Annotated in this window: 15 protein-coding genes and 1 pseudogene; 9 read left to right on the forward strand and 7 right to left on the reverse strand. The window is 71.5% G+C overall.

What is annotated here, in order from left to right:
• Nucleotides 1–70 precede the first annotated feature (70 nt).
• On the forward strand, nt 71–1,906 hold the full coding sequence (locus ABIE67_RS43905; protein WP_370267172.1) for a hypothetical protein: 1,836 nt from the start codon (nt 71–73) through the stop codon (nt 1,904–1,906).
• On the opposite strand, the gene ABIE67_RS43910 is transcribed toward ABIE67_RS43905, so the two are convergent.
• Nucleotides 1,887–2,618, reverse strand: a complete 732-nt coding sequence (locus tag ABIE67_RS43910; protein ID WP_370267173.1) for a nucleoside/nucleotide kinase family protein — start codon at nt 2,616–2,618, stop codon at nt 1,887–1,889. The genes ABIE67_RS43905 and ABIE67_RS43910 overlap by 20 nt on opposite strands.
• 173 nt (nt 2,619–2,791) lie before the next feature.
• Here ABIE67_RS43910 and ABIE67_RS43915 point away from each other — a divergent pair, with 173 nt between their 5' ends.
• Nucleotides 2,792–4,288: a hypothetical protein gene (locus ABIE67_RS43915; protein ID WP_370267174.1), complete on the forward strand. Its 1,497-nt coding sequence runs from the start codon at nt 2,792–2,794 to the stop codon at nt 4,286–4,288.
• Nucleotides 4,289–4,383: 95 nt separating this feature from the next.
• Here ABIE67_RS43915 and ABIE67_RS43920 read toward each other — a convergent pair whose 3' ends face one another.
• Nucleotides 4,384–5,343 (reverse strand): hypothetical protein, encoded by a 960-nt coding sequence (locus ABIE67_RS43920; RefSeq protein WP_370267175.1) that lies wholly within the window; start codon nt 5,341–5,343, stop codon nt 4,384–4,386.
• An 11-nt stretch (nt 5,344–5,354) separates the two neighbouring features.
• The gene (locus ABIE67_RS43925) at nt 5,355–6,830 is read right to left on the reverse strand and encodes an APC family permease (protein ID WP_370267176.1); all 1,476 of its coding nucleotides are present in this window, start codon (nt 6,828–6,830) and stop codon (nt 5,355–5,357) included.
• A 299-nt stretch (nt 6,831–7,129) separates the two neighbouring features.
• Here ABIE67_RS43925 and ABIE67_RS43930 point away from each other — a divergent pair, with 299 nt between their 5' ends.
• Nucleotides 7,130–7,636, forward strand: a complete 507-nt coding sequence (locus ABIE67_RS43930; RefSeq protein WP_370267177.1) for a DUF5709 domain-containing protein — start codon at nt 7,130–7,132, stop codon at nt 7,634–7,636.
• 25 nt (nt 7,637–7,661) lie between these two features.
• On the opposite strand, the gene sthA is transcribed toward ABIE67_RS43930, so the two are convergent.
• Nucleotides 7,662–9,065 (reverse strand): Si-specific NAD(P)(+) transhydrogenase, encoded by a 1,404-nt coding sequence (gene sthA / locus ABIE67_RS43935; protein WP_370267179.1) that lies wholly within the window; start codon nt 9,063–9,065, stop codon nt 7,662–7,664.
• Nucleotides 9,066–9,221: 156 nt separating this feature from the next.
• Between sthA and ABIE67_RS43940 the strand changes: the two genes are divergently transcribed.
• Complete coding sequence (locus ABIE67_RS43940) at nt 9,222–10,394, forward strand: sulfite oxidase (protein ID WP_370267180.1); 1,173 nt, start codon at nt 9,222–9,224, stop codon at nt 10,392–10,394.
• A 21-nt stretch (nt 10,395–10,415) separates the two neighbouring features.
• Here ABIE67_RS43940 and ABIE67_RS43945 read toward each other — a convergent pair whose 3' ends face one another.
• Together ABIE67_RS43945 and ABIE67_RS43950 are read right to left on the reverse strand one after the other, a co-directional pair.
• Entirely contained in the window at nt 10,416–10,622 is a 207-nt protein-coding gene (locus ABIE67_RS43945) for a hypothetical protein (protein WP_370269552.1), read from the reverse strand.
• A 153-nt stretch (nt 10,623–10,775) separates the two neighbouring features.
• Nucleotides 10,776–11,996 (reverse strand): glycoside hydrolase family 64 protein, encoded by a 1,221-nt coding sequence (locus ABIE67_RS43950; RefSeq protein WP_370267181.1) that lies wholly within the window; start codon nt 11,994–11,996, stop codon nt 10,776–10,778.
• A 492-nt stretch (nt 11,997–12,488) separates the two neighbouring features.
• Here ABIE67_RS43950 and ABIE67_RS43955 point away from each other — a divergent pair, with 492 nt between their 5' ends.
• The 4 genes and pseudogenes from ABIE67_RS43955 (at nt 12,489) to ABIE67_RS43970 (ending at nt 14,249) form a co-directional block, all read left to right on the forward strand.
• Complete coding sequence (locus tag ABIE67_RS43955) at nt 12,489–13,385, forward strand: GNAT family N-acetyltransferase (protein WP_370267182.1); 897 nt, start codon at nt 12,489–12,491, stop codon at nt 13,383–13,385.
• A 137-nt stretch (nt 13,386–13,522) separates the two neighbouring features.
• Complete coding sequence (locus ABIE67_RS43960) at nt 13,523–13,873, forward strand: hypothetical protein (RefSeq protein ID WP_370267183.1); 351 nt, start codon at nt 13,523–13,525, stop codon at nt 13,871–13,873.
• 80 nt (nt 13,874–13,953) lie between these two features.
• Nucleotides 13,954–14,058, forward strand: a pseudogene (locus tag ABIE67_RS43965) (short-chain dehydrogenase); the annotation flags it as partial.
• A 62-nt stretch (nt 14,059–14,120) separates the two neighbouring features.
• Nucleotides 14,121–14,249, forward strand: a complete 129-nt coding sequence (locus tag ABIE67_RS43970; RefSeq protein WP_370269751.1) for a hypothetical protein — start codon at nt 14,121–14,123, stop codon at nt 14,247–14,249.
• Nucleotides 14,250–14,614: 365 nt separating this feature from the next.
• Here the strand turns inward: ABIE67_RS43970 and ABIE67_RS43975 are convergent, their stop codons facing one another.
• Nucleotides 14,615–15,502, reverse strand: a complete 888-nt coding sequence (locus tag ABIE67_RS43975; protein WP_370267184.1) for a Gfo/Idh/MocA family protein — start codon at nt 15,500–15,502, stop codon at nt 14,615–14,617.
• 471 nt (nt 15,503–15,973) lie between these two features.
• Here ABIE67_RS43975 and ABIE67_RS43980 point away from each other — a divergent pair, with 471 nt between their 5' ends.
• Nucleotides 15,974–16,831 (forward strand): aldo/keto reductase, encoded by an 858-nt coding sequence (locus ABIE67_RS43980; protein ID WP_370267185.1) that lies wholly within the window; start codon nt 15,974–15,976, stop codon nt 16,829–16,831.
• The last annotated feature ends 20 nt before the right edge of the window (nt 16,832–16,851 follow it).

The raw sequence follows: 16,851 nt of genomic DNA on the forward strand, positions 1-16,851 counted from the left end.
CCCCGACGAACCACGCCATGGCCATCTCAGGCATGAAGGGCTGATCCCCGTGCACCTCACGTCCCCTCCCGTGCATCTCCCACGTCAGCTCGGCCCGCTGCACGACCTGCCGGACAGCCCCGAGGCGTACGACGCGGTTCTCGCCGGTGTCGTGGAGGAGGCCCTGGCCCGGCTCACGCCGGAGGGCAACCTGGAGCACCCGGACTGCGTCGACGACATCGGCGACACCTCCCTCGGCATCACCTCGCTCCTCGCCCTGGCCTGGCAGCGCGGGAAGGACCCGCGTCTGCCGGAGGCGGTGCGCCGCAGCCTCGCCTTCCATCTGCGCGAGCGGGTGTACACCGAGGACAACCCCGGCTACCCGAACCTGAGGGCCCGCCACTCCGCCCTGCCGTACGCCCGCTACACCCTGGCCTCCGGCGCCCATCCCATCGGCGACTGGCCGAGCACGGTGTGGGCGCTCCTCCAGGCCGTCAATGTGCTGGACCTGGCGGAGGGGCTCGTCGAGGGCGAGCAGCGCGCCGAACTCCTGGAGGTGGCGCACGGCTACTGGCGCTGGCTGACCGAGGCGACGTTCTTCAATCCGCAGGAGGCCGGCAACCAGGCCATCGGCTGCGTCGTCGGCGGGCTGATGCTGGCCCGCCACCTCCCGCCGGGCCAGGGCGAGCAGGTGCGTTCGCGGGCGATCGCCCTGTACGCCGACAAGATCCGCGCCCACCGGGTCGCGGACCGGGGCGCGCTGCTGCCTCCCGAGCACGGCGGTGCGTACGACAACAACTACGGCCCGATCTCCCTGTCCTTCCTCGCCCAGGCCCACCGGGTCAGCGGCGAGAGGATCTTCGCCGAGGACGGCGACGCGCTCGCCCGCTACATCGACGCCCGTCTGACCAGTGGCGGCTTCGACAACGGCGGCCCGCGCTACAGCGAGCAGCACAGCGGCTTCGAGTCGGTCCTCGGCCTGCGCTACTTCAGCCGGCGCGTCTGCTCCGACCTCGGCCGCTACCGGGGTGACTCCCGGTGGGGCCGGCACGCGGTCAAGGCGGACGGCGGAGTCGACGGTCACTTCGCCTGGATGCTGGTCTGGCAGATCCAGGACACCACCCGCTGGCACCGCGGCCCGTCGCCGCTCCCGGCCCGCCACCAACTGCGGGCGGGCACGGTCTCGGTGGCCTTCGACGACCGTATGACCCCGTCGCTGGTCGAGGCGGCGGGCACGTACTACCTCCCGGCGGCGGTGAACCGGCAGCACGGCTTCGGCCCGGTGACGGAGGGTTTCCTGTTCTGCCGCCCGATGGGCGAGGTCCGGGTCCGGGACGTCCGCGCGGACGGCCTCACGGCCAAGCTGGTCACCAAGCCGGTCGTCGGCCGCGACCACGTTCTGCGCCATGTGCGGTCCCTGTACGTCACCGACGGCACGAGCCTGTGGGTGACCGTCGCGGTGGAACAGCTCCCCGGGACGCCGTATCTGCTCGCCGGACTGCCGTACGCCACCGACGACGGCGACCGCGTGCGCAGGACGGCGGTCGGTGACGCCGCGTCGGCCGGCGCACTCCGTTTGACACACCCCGAGTCGGACGGCGTGGACCACTTCGACGCCCGCGCGGACCGGACCCAGGAGGAGGCGGCCTTCGCCCTGGCGGCCGACCCGCGCGGCTACGGCAACCCCGACGAGGGCTGGCGGCACCTGGTCAGCTCGACCGCCCTGGAGGCCGAACCGGCCCCCGGCGGCCCGGATGACCTGCACGTCTTCGCCGTACGTTACGGACCGTCGGGCCCGTTCGGCGCACTCTCCTGCGAACGCGACGGATCAAGCCTGAAGGTCCGCACCGATCACTTCACCGCCGTGCTCGGCGAGGTGGCGGGCGACGCTCACGGAGAGCCCGAGCTCACGCTTCAGGCGTCCTAGGGGCGCACGACCCCACCACGGCAGGCCGAGCAGCCCCCACCTCCGCTGCTCGGCCTCGCCCACAGATGCCGGACAGTACCGTGCCCGGCACCACCAGGTCGGCCCGGTCCCGGGTCGCGGCGACGAGTTCCGCGTTGCGCTGGTCAGAGCCCAGCACCCAGGCCACCGCCTGGTCGTGCGGCTTGCCGAACTCCTCGTGCCGGGCGATCAGCCGCCGGATCCGCTCCGGCTCGTCGGCCTCGCAGAACCACACCTCGTCCAGCTGTGGCCGGACCCGGGCCCACGCCCCCGTGTCCAGCAGCAGATAGTTCCCCTCGGTCACCACCAGCCGGGCCGCCGGCTCCACCGGAACGGCGCCCGCGATCGGCTGCTCCAGAACCCGCTCGAAGCCGGGCGCGTACACGATGTCGCCGTCGGCGTCCTCGCGCAGGCGCCGCAGCAGCGCCGCGTAACCCGCCGCGTCGAAGGTGTCCGGCGCCCCCTTGCGGTCCCGGCGCCCGAGCCGGTCCAGCTCGACGTCGGCGAGATGGAAGCCGTCCATGGGCACATGCGCGACCCAGGGGTCCCCGGACCCGTTCAGCTCCCGCACCAGGTACTCGGCGAGTGTCGTCTTGCCGGACCCGGGGCTGCCGGCGATGCCGAGGACGGCGCGGTGACCGTCGCGGGGGAGGGACCGGGCGCGGGCGAGGAGATCGTCGAAGGTCGGGGCCACACAGCAGAGTGTGTCACCCGGCCGGTCAGGCACCTGGCCGAACATCGCACCGCACGCCTGTCCCGTGCGGGTTAGTTTGTCGGTGTTTTCGGTGTTTCTTCGGCTCCCCGCTGTCCAACTCGCCTGGCCGCGGGGCTCAGAGACCCTACGACGCGTAGGGGGAGGGGCGGACGATGGCGCACGGCACGAAGCCCATGGTCGTGAGCATGGGGCGGCGCGACGAGGCGTTCATGTCCGGCCGGTCGTGGCAGACGCGGGGTCACGGTCTGCTCGCGGCCGTGGCCGGCGCCTTCACCCTCGCCCAACTCCTCCTCGTGCGGCCCTCGATCGGCCTCGGCTGGGACGAGGTGGTGTACGTCAGCCAGGTCGGCAGCGACGCCCCGGCCGCCTTCTTCAGCGCACCACGCGCGCGTGGCGTCCCGCTGCTGGTGTGGCCCATCGCGTCCTGGTCGTCGTCCACCCCCCTGCTGCGCGTCTACCTGGCCGTCCTGTCCGGACTCGGCCTGTATCTGGCACTGCGCGCCTGGCGCGGACTGTTCCCGGCCCGCATCGTGGCCGGCGCGGCAGCCCTCTTCGCCACCCTGTGGGTGACCCTCTTCTACGGCCCGCAGGCCATGCCCAACCTCTGGGTCGCGTTCGGCGCCCTGATCTGCGTCGCCTGCTTCCTGCGGGCCCGCGCGGACCGCGTCGACCGACGAGCCCTGTGGGGCGTCCTGGCGGGCGCCGCACTGATGGCCTGGATGCGGCCCACCGACGCCGTCTGGGTCGCGCTGCCCTTGCTCGTGCTCGCGGTGGCGGTACGGCACTGGCGGCTCGGCGGCGTCCTCGCGGCGGGCCTGCTGGCCGGGGGAGCGCAGTGGGTGATCGAGGCGTTCGTCAGCTACGGCGGCCTGCGCGAGCGGCTCAACCAGGCCTCCCGTATCCAGGGCGACCTGGGCTGGAACCTCGCCCTCGACGACCAGTTGCGCAGCCTGGTCGGCAACACGCTGTGCCGGCCCTGCAACGGTGAGATGCCCACCCCGGTCGTCTACGCCTGGTGGTTCGTCCTCCCCCTGCTCGCCCTGTATGGACTGGCGGTCGCGGTCCTGGCCGGACGCGCCACCCGCACCCTGGTCCCCCTGGCCTGCGCCGCCACGGCCGCCTTCCCGTATCTCTTCATGATCGGATACGCGGCGCCCCGCTTCCTCCTGCCGGCCTACGCGCTCCTCGCCCTCCCGGTCGCGGACGCGCTGCTCCACCTGGCCACCAGACCGAACGGCCGGTGGCGCCCGGTGCCCGCCGCCGTGATCGCGCTCGCGCTGGCCGGGCATCTGGCCGTGCAGTACGTCGTCCTGGACCGCACCGTGGACCGCACCACCGCCAACCGCGAGGCCTGGGCCCGCTCCGCCGCCGCACTCCACCGCCTCGGCGTGCGCCCGCCCTGCCTGCTCACCGGGCACGAGGCCATCCCCGTCGCCTACTACACCGGCTGCGACTCCGGCGCGACCCGCGGCCACAACGCCAACACCACCACGGCCGACATCCTGCGCACCGCCCGCAACACCCCGGTCGGCGCCCTCACCGACCCCGGCCGCAAACCGCCCCGCTACGCCCGGGACTGGGAACTCCACCGCCTCGACGGCCTGGAGGTCCGCATCGCCCCGACGCCGGGCCAGGACGGACCGGCATGACGTCGGAGCGACTCCTCGCCGCAGCACACCGGACGGGCCGAACACCCTGCCCCGACGAGCTGTCGGTCGTACCGCGTGCGCGCGAGCAGTCCCGGTCACCCGCGCACCCCCACCTCCTTGCGCCACTTGACGAACTGCTTTTCCGGATCGCCGGTGTACGCCCACGGGGCCCGTGTGGCCCGGCGGTCCAGCATCCGGAACAGGGCCGCGGCGATGTCGTGGGCCCCCGCGTGACAGGCCGCGTGGGCCAGGTAGTTCACGTCGCGCAGCTCGCCGGGGGCGACGCCGTCGCCGGTGCGGCCCGTGATCCAGCGCTCCCAGGTGCGGCGTACGTCGCTGACGGCGCCGTCGTTGCTCCAGTGCTGTCCCAGCCCCATGGAGGCGTGCTGTCCCCGGGCCGCGTCCAGGGCATAGCGGTACTCCTCGACGCGGGCGTACTGCACGAGCACCGGCAGCGGGCAGCCGGGCGGTGCCACGCCGGCCGCGTCGCGGGCGAAGTCGTACATCAGGCCGTGGGTGCCGTGCCAGCGCGAGGAGTAGTAGTGCAGTACCTGGAGATGGCCCTCCACGCTGTACGGGTCACGCTGGTGCAACTCGTCCCACCAGCGCGCCAGTTCCTGCCGTCGTACGCCCGAGGGATACAGCCGGGCGACGGAGATCAGCGAGATCCACGGTGTCGGATCGTCCGGACAGGCGTCGGCGGCCCTGAGACACGACAGCACCGCGCTGTCGATGCGCTGCCGGTCGATCGGCACCCCCCGGCCCGCGGCGATCGCCAGATTGAACGCCCGGGCCGTCTCCGTCGCCGCCCGCAGCACCAGCGCGTCGGCGCTGTGCGGCTCGGCGGCCAGCCAGGACTCCACGGTCGAACTGCCCGCACAGGCCTGGGCGAGCAGCCGGGTCCGATGGCCGCGGACCAGCCAGTCGGGACCGGTGACCCGCAGCAGCTCCCGCAGCCCCTGCCAGCGGCCGATGACGATGTCCTGGCGGCCGCAGGTGAGCGCGGCGTCCCCGCAGTCGGGGTCGAAGTCGGGAGCGAAGCGGTCTTTCGCCATCGAGGGCTCCCTCAGAAGTCGGTGGGAAGACCCTCGTGGGCAAGGGAGTTGCCGCCGCCACCACCACCGGCGGGAACGTAGTCCGCCTCGACGGTGCGCGCGGCGTCCAGCTTGGCCGGCCGGTAGTAGTCGCTGCCCTGCCGCCAGTACCAGAACATCGGGACCAGCCCGGCCGCGAGCCCGCCGATGCCGATCGCGATCGCGGAACCGCTCAGCCTGCCCAGCGACTCGACGAAGATCCAGAACATGAACAGCGCTCCGAACAGCGGCCACAGACCGCCGAAGACGAAGTTGCCCACCGACTTCAGCAGCATCCTGCGGTAGGCGACGACCACCGCGAGCCCCGTCAGCCCGTAGTAGAGGGCGATCTGCAGCCCCATCGCGGAGATGGCGTCGGAGAGGATCTCGCCCACCGTGCCCAGGAAGTTGGAGGCGATGAACATCGCCAGCGCCACCACACCCACCACCACGATCGCCACCCACGGCGTGTTCCACTCGCGGTGCACCCGGCCCAGCGCGGACGGCATCGTACGGTCCCGGCCCATCGCGAACAGCGAGCGCGTGACCTGGATGAGCGTGGTCTCCAGGGTGGCGATGGTGGACAGCATCACCGCCACGATCAGCAACGTGCCGCCCCAGCCCGGCCACACCTCCTCGCCGAGCACGGCGAGCACGTTGGCGTCGTTGTCCTGGATCTGCTTCGAGGAGAGGATGACGTTCACCGCGATGGTGAACACCTCGAACAGCAGGAAGACGATGCCCACCCCGATCAGCCCCGCGAGCCCGGTCGTACGGCGACTGTTGCGGGTCTCCTCGCTGAGGTTGCTGGTGACGTCCCAGCCCCAGTAGTAGAACGCGGCGATCAGCGCCCCCGACGCGAATCCCGTGGCCCCGTCGAAGTGCCCGAAGCCCAGCCAGGACCAGTCGAACGCCCGGGCGTTGTCCGAGTGGAGCAGGGCGAGTACGCCGAACAGGGCCAGTATCGCCAGCTCGACACCGGACATCACCAGCTGCGCCCGGACGGTGAGCCGCGCGCCGCCCAGGACCACGAACAGCATGAGCAGGAACCAGCCGGCTCCGACCAGCGTGGACAGCGCGGTGTTGTCGGCGAGTTCCCCGTCGAAGAGAGCGAGCGTCATCGATCCGGCCGGCAGCGAACCCGCCACCATGAAGATGGTCGCCGAGATCACCAGCGCCCAGCCGCTGATGAACCCCAGGAAGGGATGCAGCGTACGCCCCACCCAGGAGTAACTGGCGCCCGCGTTCACGTCGATCCGGCTGAGATAGCTGAAGGCCAGTGCGATGCCCAGCATCGGTATCGCGCAGTACAGCAGCGCGGCCGGGCTGGCCAGGCCCACCGCCGAGACGAGCACCGCCGTGGTCGCGGCGATCGAGTAAGCGGGGGCGCTGCCCGCGACCGCCATCACCACCGTGTCGAACGTACCGAGGACATTGGCCTGCAGCCCTCTGCCCCTGTTGTTGCTCATGGATGCGCTGCTTTCCGTCTTGCACGACGTGAGGGCGGACGGGCCCCTACGGCGTAAGGGGGGTGGGGGGGTGGAACAACGCCACGAACCGGAGAGGGATGACCTCGGGGCAGGGGTGGCGGACACTGTACGCCGTTGCGTTGCCGTGCAGTTACGCCGTGTGTGCGAGTGATGATAGCCATATTCTTGATGCTTCAAGAGCCATGAGATCTTCCGGGGTTGGACAACGCTCAACGGGAAACGCGGTTCAGGACATGCACGAGTGAGACCGGCCGACCGCGCGAGCGAGGGAGGCAGTTATGGGTACCGGACACACGCCCGCAGAGCCGATGGCCGACGACGCGTACCAGCCCACCGGAGGCAACGAGGAACAGCAGGACGCCGCGCCGCTGGACCTGCAGGACGCCGTGGACGAACGGACCTACGACGACACCCTCGACGAGGGCTACTCCCCGCCGGAGAAGCCGCTCGGCGTGACCAAGCACGGCACCACGGCCGCCGAACAGCACGACGGCGAGACCCTCGACGAACGGCTCACCCAGGAGGTCCCCGACGTGACCGAGCCCGTCGGCGACGACGTGGGTGACCTGCCGGGCGGCGAGGGCGAACCCGTCGACCCCGAGGCGGGCACGGACCGCGCGGGCCGCCTGGTCGCCCCGGACGAGGGCACCGGCCGCGACACCACGAAGGAGGAGATCGCCTTCGACCAGGGCATCGACGGCGGAGCGGCCGGCGCGGAGGAGGCCGCGATGCACGTGATCGAGGACGACTCCCGTCTCCCGGACGCGGACCAGGAGACGACCTGATGCGCGAGACGCGACACCTCGGGCCTCAGTCCCCGATGTGGTCGATCTGCCGCAGCCTGTTCGTGGCGTCCAGGGCGGCGACCTTGTACGACTCCGCCAGCGTCGGGTAGTTGAACACCGCGTCGACCAGGTAGTCGACGGTGCCGCCGCACCCCATCACCGACTGCCCGATATGGATGAGCTCCGTCGCCCCCGTGCCGAAGCAGTGCACCCCGAGCAGTGTGCGGTCCCCGGGGGAGACCAGCAGCTTCAGCATGCCGTGCGAGTCACCGATGATCTGGCCACGGGCCAGCTCGCGGTAGCGGGAGATGCCGACCTCGAACGGCACCCGGTCCTCGGTGAGCTGGTCCTCGGTCCGGCCCACGAAACTGATCTCGGGGATGGTGTAGATGCCGATCGGCTGGAGGTGGTGCATCCGGCCGACGGGCTCCCCGAAGGCGTGGTACGCCGCCGCCCGCCCCTGCTCCATGGAGGTCGCGGCCAGCGCCGGGAAGCCGATGACGTCGCCGACGGCGTAGATGTGCGGCACCTCCGTGCGGTAGTGCTCGTCGACCGTGATCCGGCCGCGCGCGTCCGCGGCCAGCCCGGCCTTGTCCAGGTCCAGTCCGTCGGTGAGCCCCTGCCGGCCGGCCGAGTACATCACCGCCTCGGCGGGGATCTTCTTGCCGCTCTCCAGGATGGTCAGCGTGCCACGGGGGTGCCGCTCGACCGCGGCGACCGTCTCCCCGAAGCGGAACGTCACGGCGAGGTCCCGCAGGTGGTACTTGAGCGACTCGATCACCTCGACGTCGCACATGTCGAGCATCCCGGCACGCTTCTCCACCACGGTGACCTTGCTGCCGAGCGCGGCGAACATCGAGGCGTACTCCATGCCGATGACACCGGCACCGACGATGACCATGGAGCGCGGTACCCGCTCCAGCGCCAGCACGTTGTCCGAGTCCATGATCGTCTGCCCGTCGAACTCCACACTGCCGGGCCGCGCGGGCCGGGTGCCGGTGGCGATGACGACGTGCTCGGCGGTGAGCAGCCGTTCATGGCCGGTGACCTCGCGCAACGCGACCGTGTGCGGGTCGACGAAGCGTCCGGTCCCGGCGTACAGGGCGACGTGGTTGCGGGACAGCTGGCTGCGGATGACATCCACCTCACGGCCGACCACATGCTGGGTGCGGGCGGTCAGGTCGGCGACGGTGATGTCCTCCTTGAGCCGGTAGCTCTGGCCGTACAGATCGCGCTGGGTGAGGCCGGTCAGATACAGCACCGCCTCGCGCAGGGTCTTGGAGGGGATGGTCCCGGTGTGGATGGAGACGCCGCCGACCATGTCGGGGCGGTCGACGACGGCGACCCGGCGGCCGAGCTTGGCCGCGGCGATGGCGGCCTTCTGGCCACCCGGACCGGATCCGATGACGAGCATGTCGAAGTCGGGCACCTTCCGGAGTCTGACAGCCGTGCGCCCCCTTCGAAAGGGTGAGGCGGAAACCATCGCCCGGGTGAAGTGCCGGGGAGGGAGCGGAAGTTGTGCCGTCCGTCGGGGACGTCACGACGGCCCGGCGCGGTCCTGAGCGTATGGGTCGATAATGCCCGTATGGGGCATCGACTCGTCGACGCGAGCGCACCGGCCCGGCTGGCCGCCCCCGAGGAGGGCATCGGCCGGGACGAACTGGCGCTCGCGACCCGCAACCACGGCCTGCCGCTCGAAGCCCTGCGCTACGACCTCACCCCGCCCGGCCTGCACTACGTCCTGACCCACTACGACATGCCGTACGTCCCCGACGACACCCCCTGGCATCTGACGCTCGGCGGCCGCGTCCGCCGCCCGCTGTGCCTGAACCTGGCCGACCTCCGGGCGTTCCCGCAGGTCACCACCCGGGTCACGCTGGAGTGCGCGGGCAACGGCAGGGCCCTGCTGACACCCCGGCCGGTCAGCCAGCCCTGGCTCGTCGAGGCGGTCGGCACCGCCGAGTGGACGGGCGTACCGCTGCGCCTGCTGCTCGCCGAGGCCGGAGTCGCGGCGGACGCGGTCGACGTGGTCTTCACCGGCGCCGACCACGGGGTCGAGCGGGGCGTCGAGCAGGACTACCAGCGTGCGCTCCCCGTGGACGTGGCCATGGGCGGCGAACCCGAGGTGCTGGTGGCGTACGCGATGAACGGCGCCCCGTTGCCCCCGCAGCACGGCCGCCCGCTACGGCTGATCGTGCCCGGCTGGTACGGCATGGCACACGTGAAGTGGCTGCGCGGGATCACCGTCGCCGACGAGCCGTTCCGCGGATTCCAGCAGGCCGTCGCCTACCGGCTGCGCCGGCACCCCGAGGACGAGGGGGAGCCGGTCACCCGCATCGCCCCCCGCGCCCTGTTCGTCCCGCCGGGCTTCCCCGACTTCATGTCCCGGGCCCGTGTAATCCGGCCGGGATCGGTGATCGTGGAGGGGCGGGCCTGGTCCGGGCATGCGCCGGTGACGCGCGTCGAGGTCAGCACGGACGCGGGGCGCGGCTGGCAGGAGGCCGAGCTGGCGCCGGACGACGGGCACCGCTGGGCGTGGCGCCGCTGGCGGCACGGCTGGACGGCGCTCCCCGGTGAGCACGTCCTGAGCGCGCGGGCCACCGACGCCGAGGGGCACACACAGCCTCTGGAGCCGTCCTGGAACCGCGGGGGCTTCGCCAACAACCTCGTACAGCGGGTGCCGGTGCTGTGTCTGGACGCGCAGGCGGACGCCCCGGGTGCCGACACGCACCCGGGGGCGACCCGTGCGGATCCTTGACGGTGAGGCTGAGGGCTGAGGCTAGGGCAGCAGCTTGTCGAGGGCGGAGGGACCCTCGGCCTCCAGCTTGCGCTTGGCCCATTCCAGATTGCGCGGGGTGAGGTCCTTGCCTGAGGCAAGCACTATGTCCTCGGGCGACACATCGGTGCCGGTGCGGGCGTGGAGCAGGTCGTCCGGGGTGACGCGCTCCTCGGACGGCCCGGACGCTTCGGGCTGGGACGTCGGCATCATCTCTGCTCCTCGGATCCGGGTGACTCTCTTCGGGCCCGGTGCGGTCATCGGGTCTGTTAACACCATTCAACGCCGGAGCGGACCCTGCATCCGGAGGCGCCGAAACCGTCTCTCCGTCCGGAGGGAAACCGCAGGTCGAAGGGCGGGGAGTCAGTTGTCGAAGGGTGTGAGCGTCAGCCGGATCCCGGTGGGTGCCGTGTCCTGGATGTACGAGGCGAAGTCGGCCACGTCGTCGAAGGCGAAGCCGTACGCCTTGCCGTCCTCCGTGGCCGTGTGCATCGCCTTGGCGTAGTGGTTGGTCAGGGCGGTCCGGTAGAAGGTGGCGGCGTCGGTCGTCGGCTGGGCGGGATGGCTGAGCAGCGTCGAGCGGTTGAATCCGGCACCGAGGACGGCGGCGACCGGTCCCGTCGTGCCGTCGTTGGGGGCGGCGAGAGTGCCGTCGCAGAACAGCACGTCCCGGGTCGACGGCTTGGCGAAGGACACCTGCGCGGGCCCGTCGAAGGTGAACCGCTCACCACGCACCCGCCCCGTGAACGTCCCCGCGTTGGTGGTGACGGTGAGGTCCCGCCCGGTGTACGTGCTCCACACCTCGTCGATGTACGGCGCGAGGTAGTCCTTGGCGAACAGGCCGGCGTCCAGCCCGTGCCCCGGCGCGATGACGCGGGTGTCGTCCACGACGAGCCGCGCGAACCCCTCGGCCTGGCGGACCGCCGCGAACGCGGCCGCGCGCCCGCCGGTACGCAACTTGCCCGCCGTCTGGTCCTTGGCACCGGTCAGCCGGATGCTCAGCGGCACGCTGAACATGTCGACCATGGTGGTGTTGCAGAACATGCCGGCCGCGTTGTACGTGAACTCGGCACAATCGTGCAGCACGGGGTAGTTCGGGTCCGACGTGACCCAGCCGGCCGGGTACTGCAGCGCGGCGTCTCCGTTGCCGTCGGCGACGGCCTTGAACCTGAGCTTCTGGCCGAGCGACACATAGATCCGGCCGGACATCCGGGGGAGGGACAGTCGGGTCTCGCCGCTGCCGGCCAGGCTGATCGCGTAGTCGGTGAAGCCGTCGGGGCCGTTGTCCGACAGCGCGATCGGCGCGAGGGTGCCCTCGGGCGTGACGCGCACCTGACGGCCGTCCTGGTTGCCGACGATGTACACGTGGACGTTCGCGTTGCCGAAGGAGCCGCTGTCGTTGACGATCGTCAGCGGCAGTGCGGCCGCCGCGGCGCGCGCGTCGCCGTCCGCGGGGCTGTCCGCCGGTGTGTCCGCGAGGGCGTACGGGGCCACGGTGGCGACGGCGGGGACGGCCACCGCCGTGCCGCCGAGCGCGAGGAGAAGCCTGCGTCGACCGAGTTGGCGCTGATGGCGGGAAGTCATGTGGGGGTCTCCCGGAGTACGTGTGCGGGTACGTGGGCTGCGGCTGGGGCGGCGATATGCGCCGTGAGCCCGGGAGTCACTGTGAGAGCGCTCTCGAACTGGGGGCTGCCGCTGCCGGTGGGCCCCGATGCTACGCACGACCCCCGCATCGGCCAATGGGTCTGCAGGGTGCCCAAACCCCCCTCAACTGCGGGAACTTGAAAGGCCACGGAATGCCCACGACCGCTTAACCCTCTTCTAAGTCCCACTTAAGTCGCGCAGGCCTTTGAGAGCGCTCTCCAGCACTTGGCGGGGCCTCGCTCAGGTCCGGGAAAACCCGTGGACGCACCCGATGAAGATCACGTACTGTGTGGCTCCACGCCCTGAGACGAACGGAAGGAGGCGAGTGCCGTGCGGTTCACACCTTCCCTGCGCTCCCTTTTCCGTTGCCCCGGCGTGTCGCGTCAGATCTGACCGGGAGCGCTCCAAGCAGCCTTGATCCCGGAGGAATCCGTGACCGATCTGGTCATCCGCGCGCTCACCGCGAGCGACGCCCATCTCTTCGACGCACACCCCGACCCGCTCGGCGCCCGCGAGGGACACCGGCGGACCCGGTTCCGCCCCCAATGGAAGCGAGTCGCCCTGCGCGACGGCACCGTCGTCGCTCGCGGCGCCTGGTGGGGCGGGCCCGACGACTCGGAGCCCATCAACATCAACTGGTTCGACGTGGCCGAGGGCGAGGAAACGGCCGGCGCCGAACTGCTGCGCTCCGCCCCCTGGCAGGTCGAACTCGAGCTCAACCTGCCCGGCGGCTGGCGGGACGAGCCCGACCTGAAGGCCGCCGCCGAGGCTCGCTTCGGCGCCGCACGCGCCGCCGGCTACGAACTCCTGGTGGAGCGCTTCCTGTACCGCTGGACTCCGGAACTCGGCCTGCCGGAACGGCCCGGACGGCTGCGCTTCAGGGCCGAACCCGACGACGCGGTCTTCTTCGACGCGCTGCGCCGCATCCACTCCGTCACCCTGGACGCCCACGCGCTGCGGGCCATCGAAGAGGGCGGCCTCGACCAGGCCGCCCAGGAGGAGCTGGACTTCTTCAACTGGTGCCCCTCCCCACGGGAGTGGTGGCAACTGGCGCACACGCCGGAGGGCGACCTGGCGGGCATCCACATCCCGGCGCACAATCCCTCCGGCCCGACGATCGGCTTCATCGGAGTCGTCCCCGAACAGCGCGGTCACGGCTACGCCTACGACCTCCTCGTGGAGTGCACCCACTTCCTCGTCGAGCAGGGCGCGGAGTTCGTCAGCGGCGCGACGGACCAGGGCAACTTCCCCATGGCCGCGAACTTCGCCAAGGCGGGGTTCCCCGTCGTCAGTGAGCGGATCAACTTCCATGCGGGGGAGTCGGCGTAGAGGCGGCGTGGACCCGAGGAACCACTGATGAGCGGTAGCTGAGGGGCGGCCCGGTCCGAATGCGGGTCCGGGCCGTCTGTCAGTGCCGGGTGGCATGCTGGTCGGCAGTGTGATCGACAGCGTGCGACGGAGGCGGCATGGGGTTCGACGGCGGGGTCTGGCAGGTGCGCAGCGGCGACGACCCGGTCGGGGAGATCCTGATCGACGAGGCCGACTTCCCGTGGCTGTCGGGGCGCTTCACGCCCGGTCCGGGATACGACGCGGTCAGCGATCTCTTCGCCCGTGAACTGGCTCTGCTGGAGCGGGACTACGACGAGGTCTGGGAAGCCTGGGAGGCGGCCTACGACGAGATCCGAAGACGCGTCTCCCTGTCCTCACCGGACGGCCCCGTCGCCGAGTTCCTGCTGCACATCGAGGGAGACCGGGCTTGGTTCCGGTGGAGCGAGGAGCCGTTCGAGGACGGGGACGGGGACGAGGACGGGGCATAGGGCGCGTGGTCCGGGGCGATCCCCTGGACGTCGGCCAGGCCGGCACCTTCGCGGGCTTCCGCGATGTGCTGACCCGGTACATGGCCAAGGAGTTCAGCACGCGGGGCATCCGCGTCAACGCCGTCTCACCGGGCGCGTCCGGCACTCGGCTCGGTGACGACGCCTTCACCCGGTTCCCCGAGGTGATCCCGGCCCTCGCCGTGAAGACCGCGCTCGGCCGGGTCGGGAAGCCGGCGTCATCGGCGCGATGCCCGCCACACTGGTCTCCGGCGAGAGCCGCTGGGCCACCGCGCAGAACACCGGGTGCTTGGGCGGCTGCAACCTCCAGGACTGGCCCGCCCGAAGGCCGAGTTGGGGCGTGCCGTCCGAAGTCTGAGTGAGGGTGTGCCGCCCGAGGGCCGAGTCGGGGTGCGCTGCCTGAAGCCTGAGTCGTGGCGTGCCGTCCGAAGTCTGAGTGGGGGCGTGCCGTCCGAAGCTTGGGTCGGGGCGTGCCGCCCGAAGGTCGAGTCGGGATGCGCCGCCTGAAGCCTGAGTTGGGACGTGCCGTCCGAAGCTTGAGTCGGGACGCGCCGCCCAAAGCCCGAGTCAGGACGCGCCGCCTGAAGCCTGAGTGGGGGCGTGCCGTCCGAAGCTTGAGTCGGGGCGTGCCGCCCGAAGGTCGAGTCGGGATGCGCCGCCTGAAGCCTGAGTGGGGGCGTGCCGTCCGAAGCTTGAGTCGGGACGCGCCGCCCAAAGCCCGAGTCAGGACGCGCCGTACAACAGCCCGTCGGCCGCCGTCAGAATCTCGGTGACCCGCAGCCCGAACGCCGCGTCGCACGCGTGCGGCTGCCCCGTGCGGGAGGCGGTCAGCAGGGCGTCAGCGGCCCGGATCAGGGCGGACACCGCGCTCTCGGTGCTCTCCGGCAGCAGTGTCACTCCGGCCGCGCCCCGCAGCTCCACCGCGGCCCCCGCCGCCGCGGGCGGTGCCGTGAGGCTCAGGGCCAGGGTGCTCGACGCGCCGCTGACGTGGTCGAGCACCAGGTGGACGGTGTCGCCGGGCCCGTGAGTGGCCGCCGTCACGCCCTTGGCGTCACCCAGGACCGGCAGCAGCACGGACAGGGCGTGGGGACCCACGTCCCACAGCGCGCCCTTCTCCCGCCGCCACGGCGAGTCGGCGAACGGGCTGCCGTCACCGCTGAACACCGCGCCGAGCCACTCCGCCCGCCCGGTGAACCAGCCCTCCACGGCCGCCTGTTCGGTGATCCACGCCTCGGTCTCCGGCTGGAAACGGGTGGTGAAGAAGACGACCGAGGCCACCCCGCTCTCCTCGACGGCCGCGGTGACCGCCCTTGCCTGCTCCACCGTCGGCGCGAGCGGCTTGTCCAGCAGCAGATGGCAGCCCGCCCGTGCGGCACGCACCGCCAGGTCGGCCTGCACGGCCGGCGGCAGGGCGACGGCCACCGCGTCCACATCGGCGAACAGCGCGTCGACATCGTCGTAGGCGAGCACGCCGTAGCTGTCGGCCAACTCCTTGGTGGGGGCGGTACGGCGGCCCCACACCCCCACGAAGTCCAGTTCACCGTGCCGGCTCAGGGCGGGAGCGTGGGCCATCTGGGCCCACGGGCCGGTGCCGAGCAGTCCGATACGCATGCTGCCGCCTCTCACTGTGCCGAACTCTGCCGAGTGTGTGCCGACCAACGCCCGCGACCAACGCCCGCGACCGAAGCCCACGACCGACGCCCGCGACCGACGCCCGCGACCGAAGCCCACGACCGACGCCCGCGACCGAAGCCCACGACCGACGCCCGCGACCGAAGCCCACGACCGACGCCCGCGACCGACGCCGAGCCGGTCGACAGGTCGGCAGGTGATCGGTCAGTCGTTCGGCCGAGGGTGAGCGTGTCACACCGACCAGGAGGCCGCGCAAGGGGTCGGGCGGCCGATCTCAGCAGCAGAGACGCCCCCGAAACGCAGTGGGGACGCAGCACAGTCGCGGCGGCGATTCAGTGGTCCCGTCGCTGAATGCGTTCTCTTTCTTCTATTGGACCTTGCGTGACGGGACGGCCAGGCTGGTGTCGGTCCGGTTCCCGCACGACAGCCGAGAAAAGGGGTCACGAACCCATGCACACCCGCCGCATCGGGAACGTCGAGGTCAGCGCGATCGGCCTGGGCGCGATGCCCATGTCCATCGAGGGACGCCCGGACGAGGCCCGTTCCCTCGCCACGATCCACGCCGCGCTCGACGCCGGCGTGACCCTGATCGACACCGCGGACGCCTACCACCGGGACGCCTCCGAGGTCGGTCACAACGAGGCCCTGATCGCCAAGGCCCTCGCCTCCCACGACCGGGGCGAGGACGTACTCGTCGCCACGAAGGGCGGCCATCTGCGCCCCGGCGACGGAAGCTGGACGCTGGACGGCAGCCCTCAGTACCTCAAGGACGCCTGCGAGGCATCCCTGCGCCGGCTCGGCGTCGAGGCCATCGGGCTCTACCAGTTCCACCGCCCCGACCCCGGGGTGCCGTACGCCGAGTCGGTCGGTGCCGTACGCGACCTGCTCGACGAGGGCAAGATCCGGATGGCCGGGATCTCCAACGCGAACCCGGACCAGATCCGGCAGGCGAACGACATCCTCGGCGGCAGGCTGGTCTCCGTGCAGAACCAGTTCTCCCCGGCGTTCCGCTCCAGCGAGCCCGAACTGCGCCTGTGCGACGAGCTGAGCATCGCCTTCCTGCCCTGGAGCCCGCTCGGCGGCATCTCCCGCGCAGGTGAACTGGGCTCCGCCTACGCCCCGTTCGCCCGCGTCGCCGAAGCTCACCGGGTGAGCCCGCAGCGGGTCTGCCTGGCCTGGATGCTCGCCAAGTCGCCGGTCGTCGTGCCGATCCCGGGGGCGAGCCGACCGGAGACGATCCTGGACTCGCTCGCCGCGGGCGACCTCGTGCTCACCGCCGAGGAGCTCGCGGAGCTGGACGCGGTCTGAATCTTTTTCGGATGCCGGTG

This window comes from Streptomyces sp. V4I8, from assembly GCF_041261225.1.
GTDB lineage: Bacteria > Actinomycetota > Actinomycetes > Streptomycetales > Streptomycetaceae > Streptomyces.

Excerpts from the sequence above, each read along its gene's own strand:
- ABIE67_RS43915 (WP_370267174.1), top strand. The coding sequence starts at position 2,792 with ATGGCGCACGGCACGAAGCCCATGGTCGTGAGCATGGGGCGGCGCGAC.
- ABIE67_RS43980 (WP_370267185.1), top strand. The coding sequence starts at position 15,974 with ATGCACACCCGCCGCATCGGGAACGTCGAGGTCAGCGCGATCGGCCTG.
- ABIE67_RS43920 (WP_370267175.1), bottom strand. The coding sequence starts at position 5,343 with ATGGCGAAAGACCGCTTCGCTCCCGACTTCGACCCCGACTGCGGGGAC.
- ABIE67_RS43940 (WP_370267180.1), top strand. The coding sequence starts at position 9,222 with ATGGGGCATCGACTCGTCGACGCGAGCGCACCGGCCCGGCTGGCCGCC.
- ABIE67_RS43925 (WP_370267176.1), bottom strand. The coding sequence starts at position 6,830 with ATGAGCAACAACAGGGGCAGAGGGCTGCAGGCCAATGTCCTCGGTACG.
- ABIE67_RS43930 (WP_370267177.1), top strand. The coding sequence starts at position 7,130 with ATGGGTACCGGACACACGCCCGCAGAGCCGATGGCCGACGACGCGTAC.
- ABIE67_RS43960 (WP_370267183.1), top strand. The coding sequence starts at position 13,523 with ATGGGGTTCGACGGCGGGGTCTGGCAGGTGCGCAGCGGCGACGACCCG.
- ABIE67_RS43945 (WP_370269552.1), bottom strand. The coding sequence starts at position 10,622 with ATGCCGACGTCCCAGCCCGAAGCGTCCGGGCCGTCCGAGGAGCGCGTC.
- ABIE67_RS43975 (WP_370267184.1), bottom strand. The coding sequence starts at position 15,502 with ATGCGTATCGGACTGCTCGGCACCGGCCCGTGGGCCCAGATGGCCCAC.
- ABIE67_RS43950 (WP_370267181.1), bottom strand. The coding sequence starts at position 11,996 with ATGACTTCCCGCCATCAGCGCCAACTCGGTCGACGCAGGCTTCTCCTC.
- ABIE67_RS43970 (WP_370269751.1), top strand. The coding sequence starts at position 14,121 with ATGCCCGCCACACTGGTCTCCGGCGAGAGCCGCTGGGCCACCGCGCAG.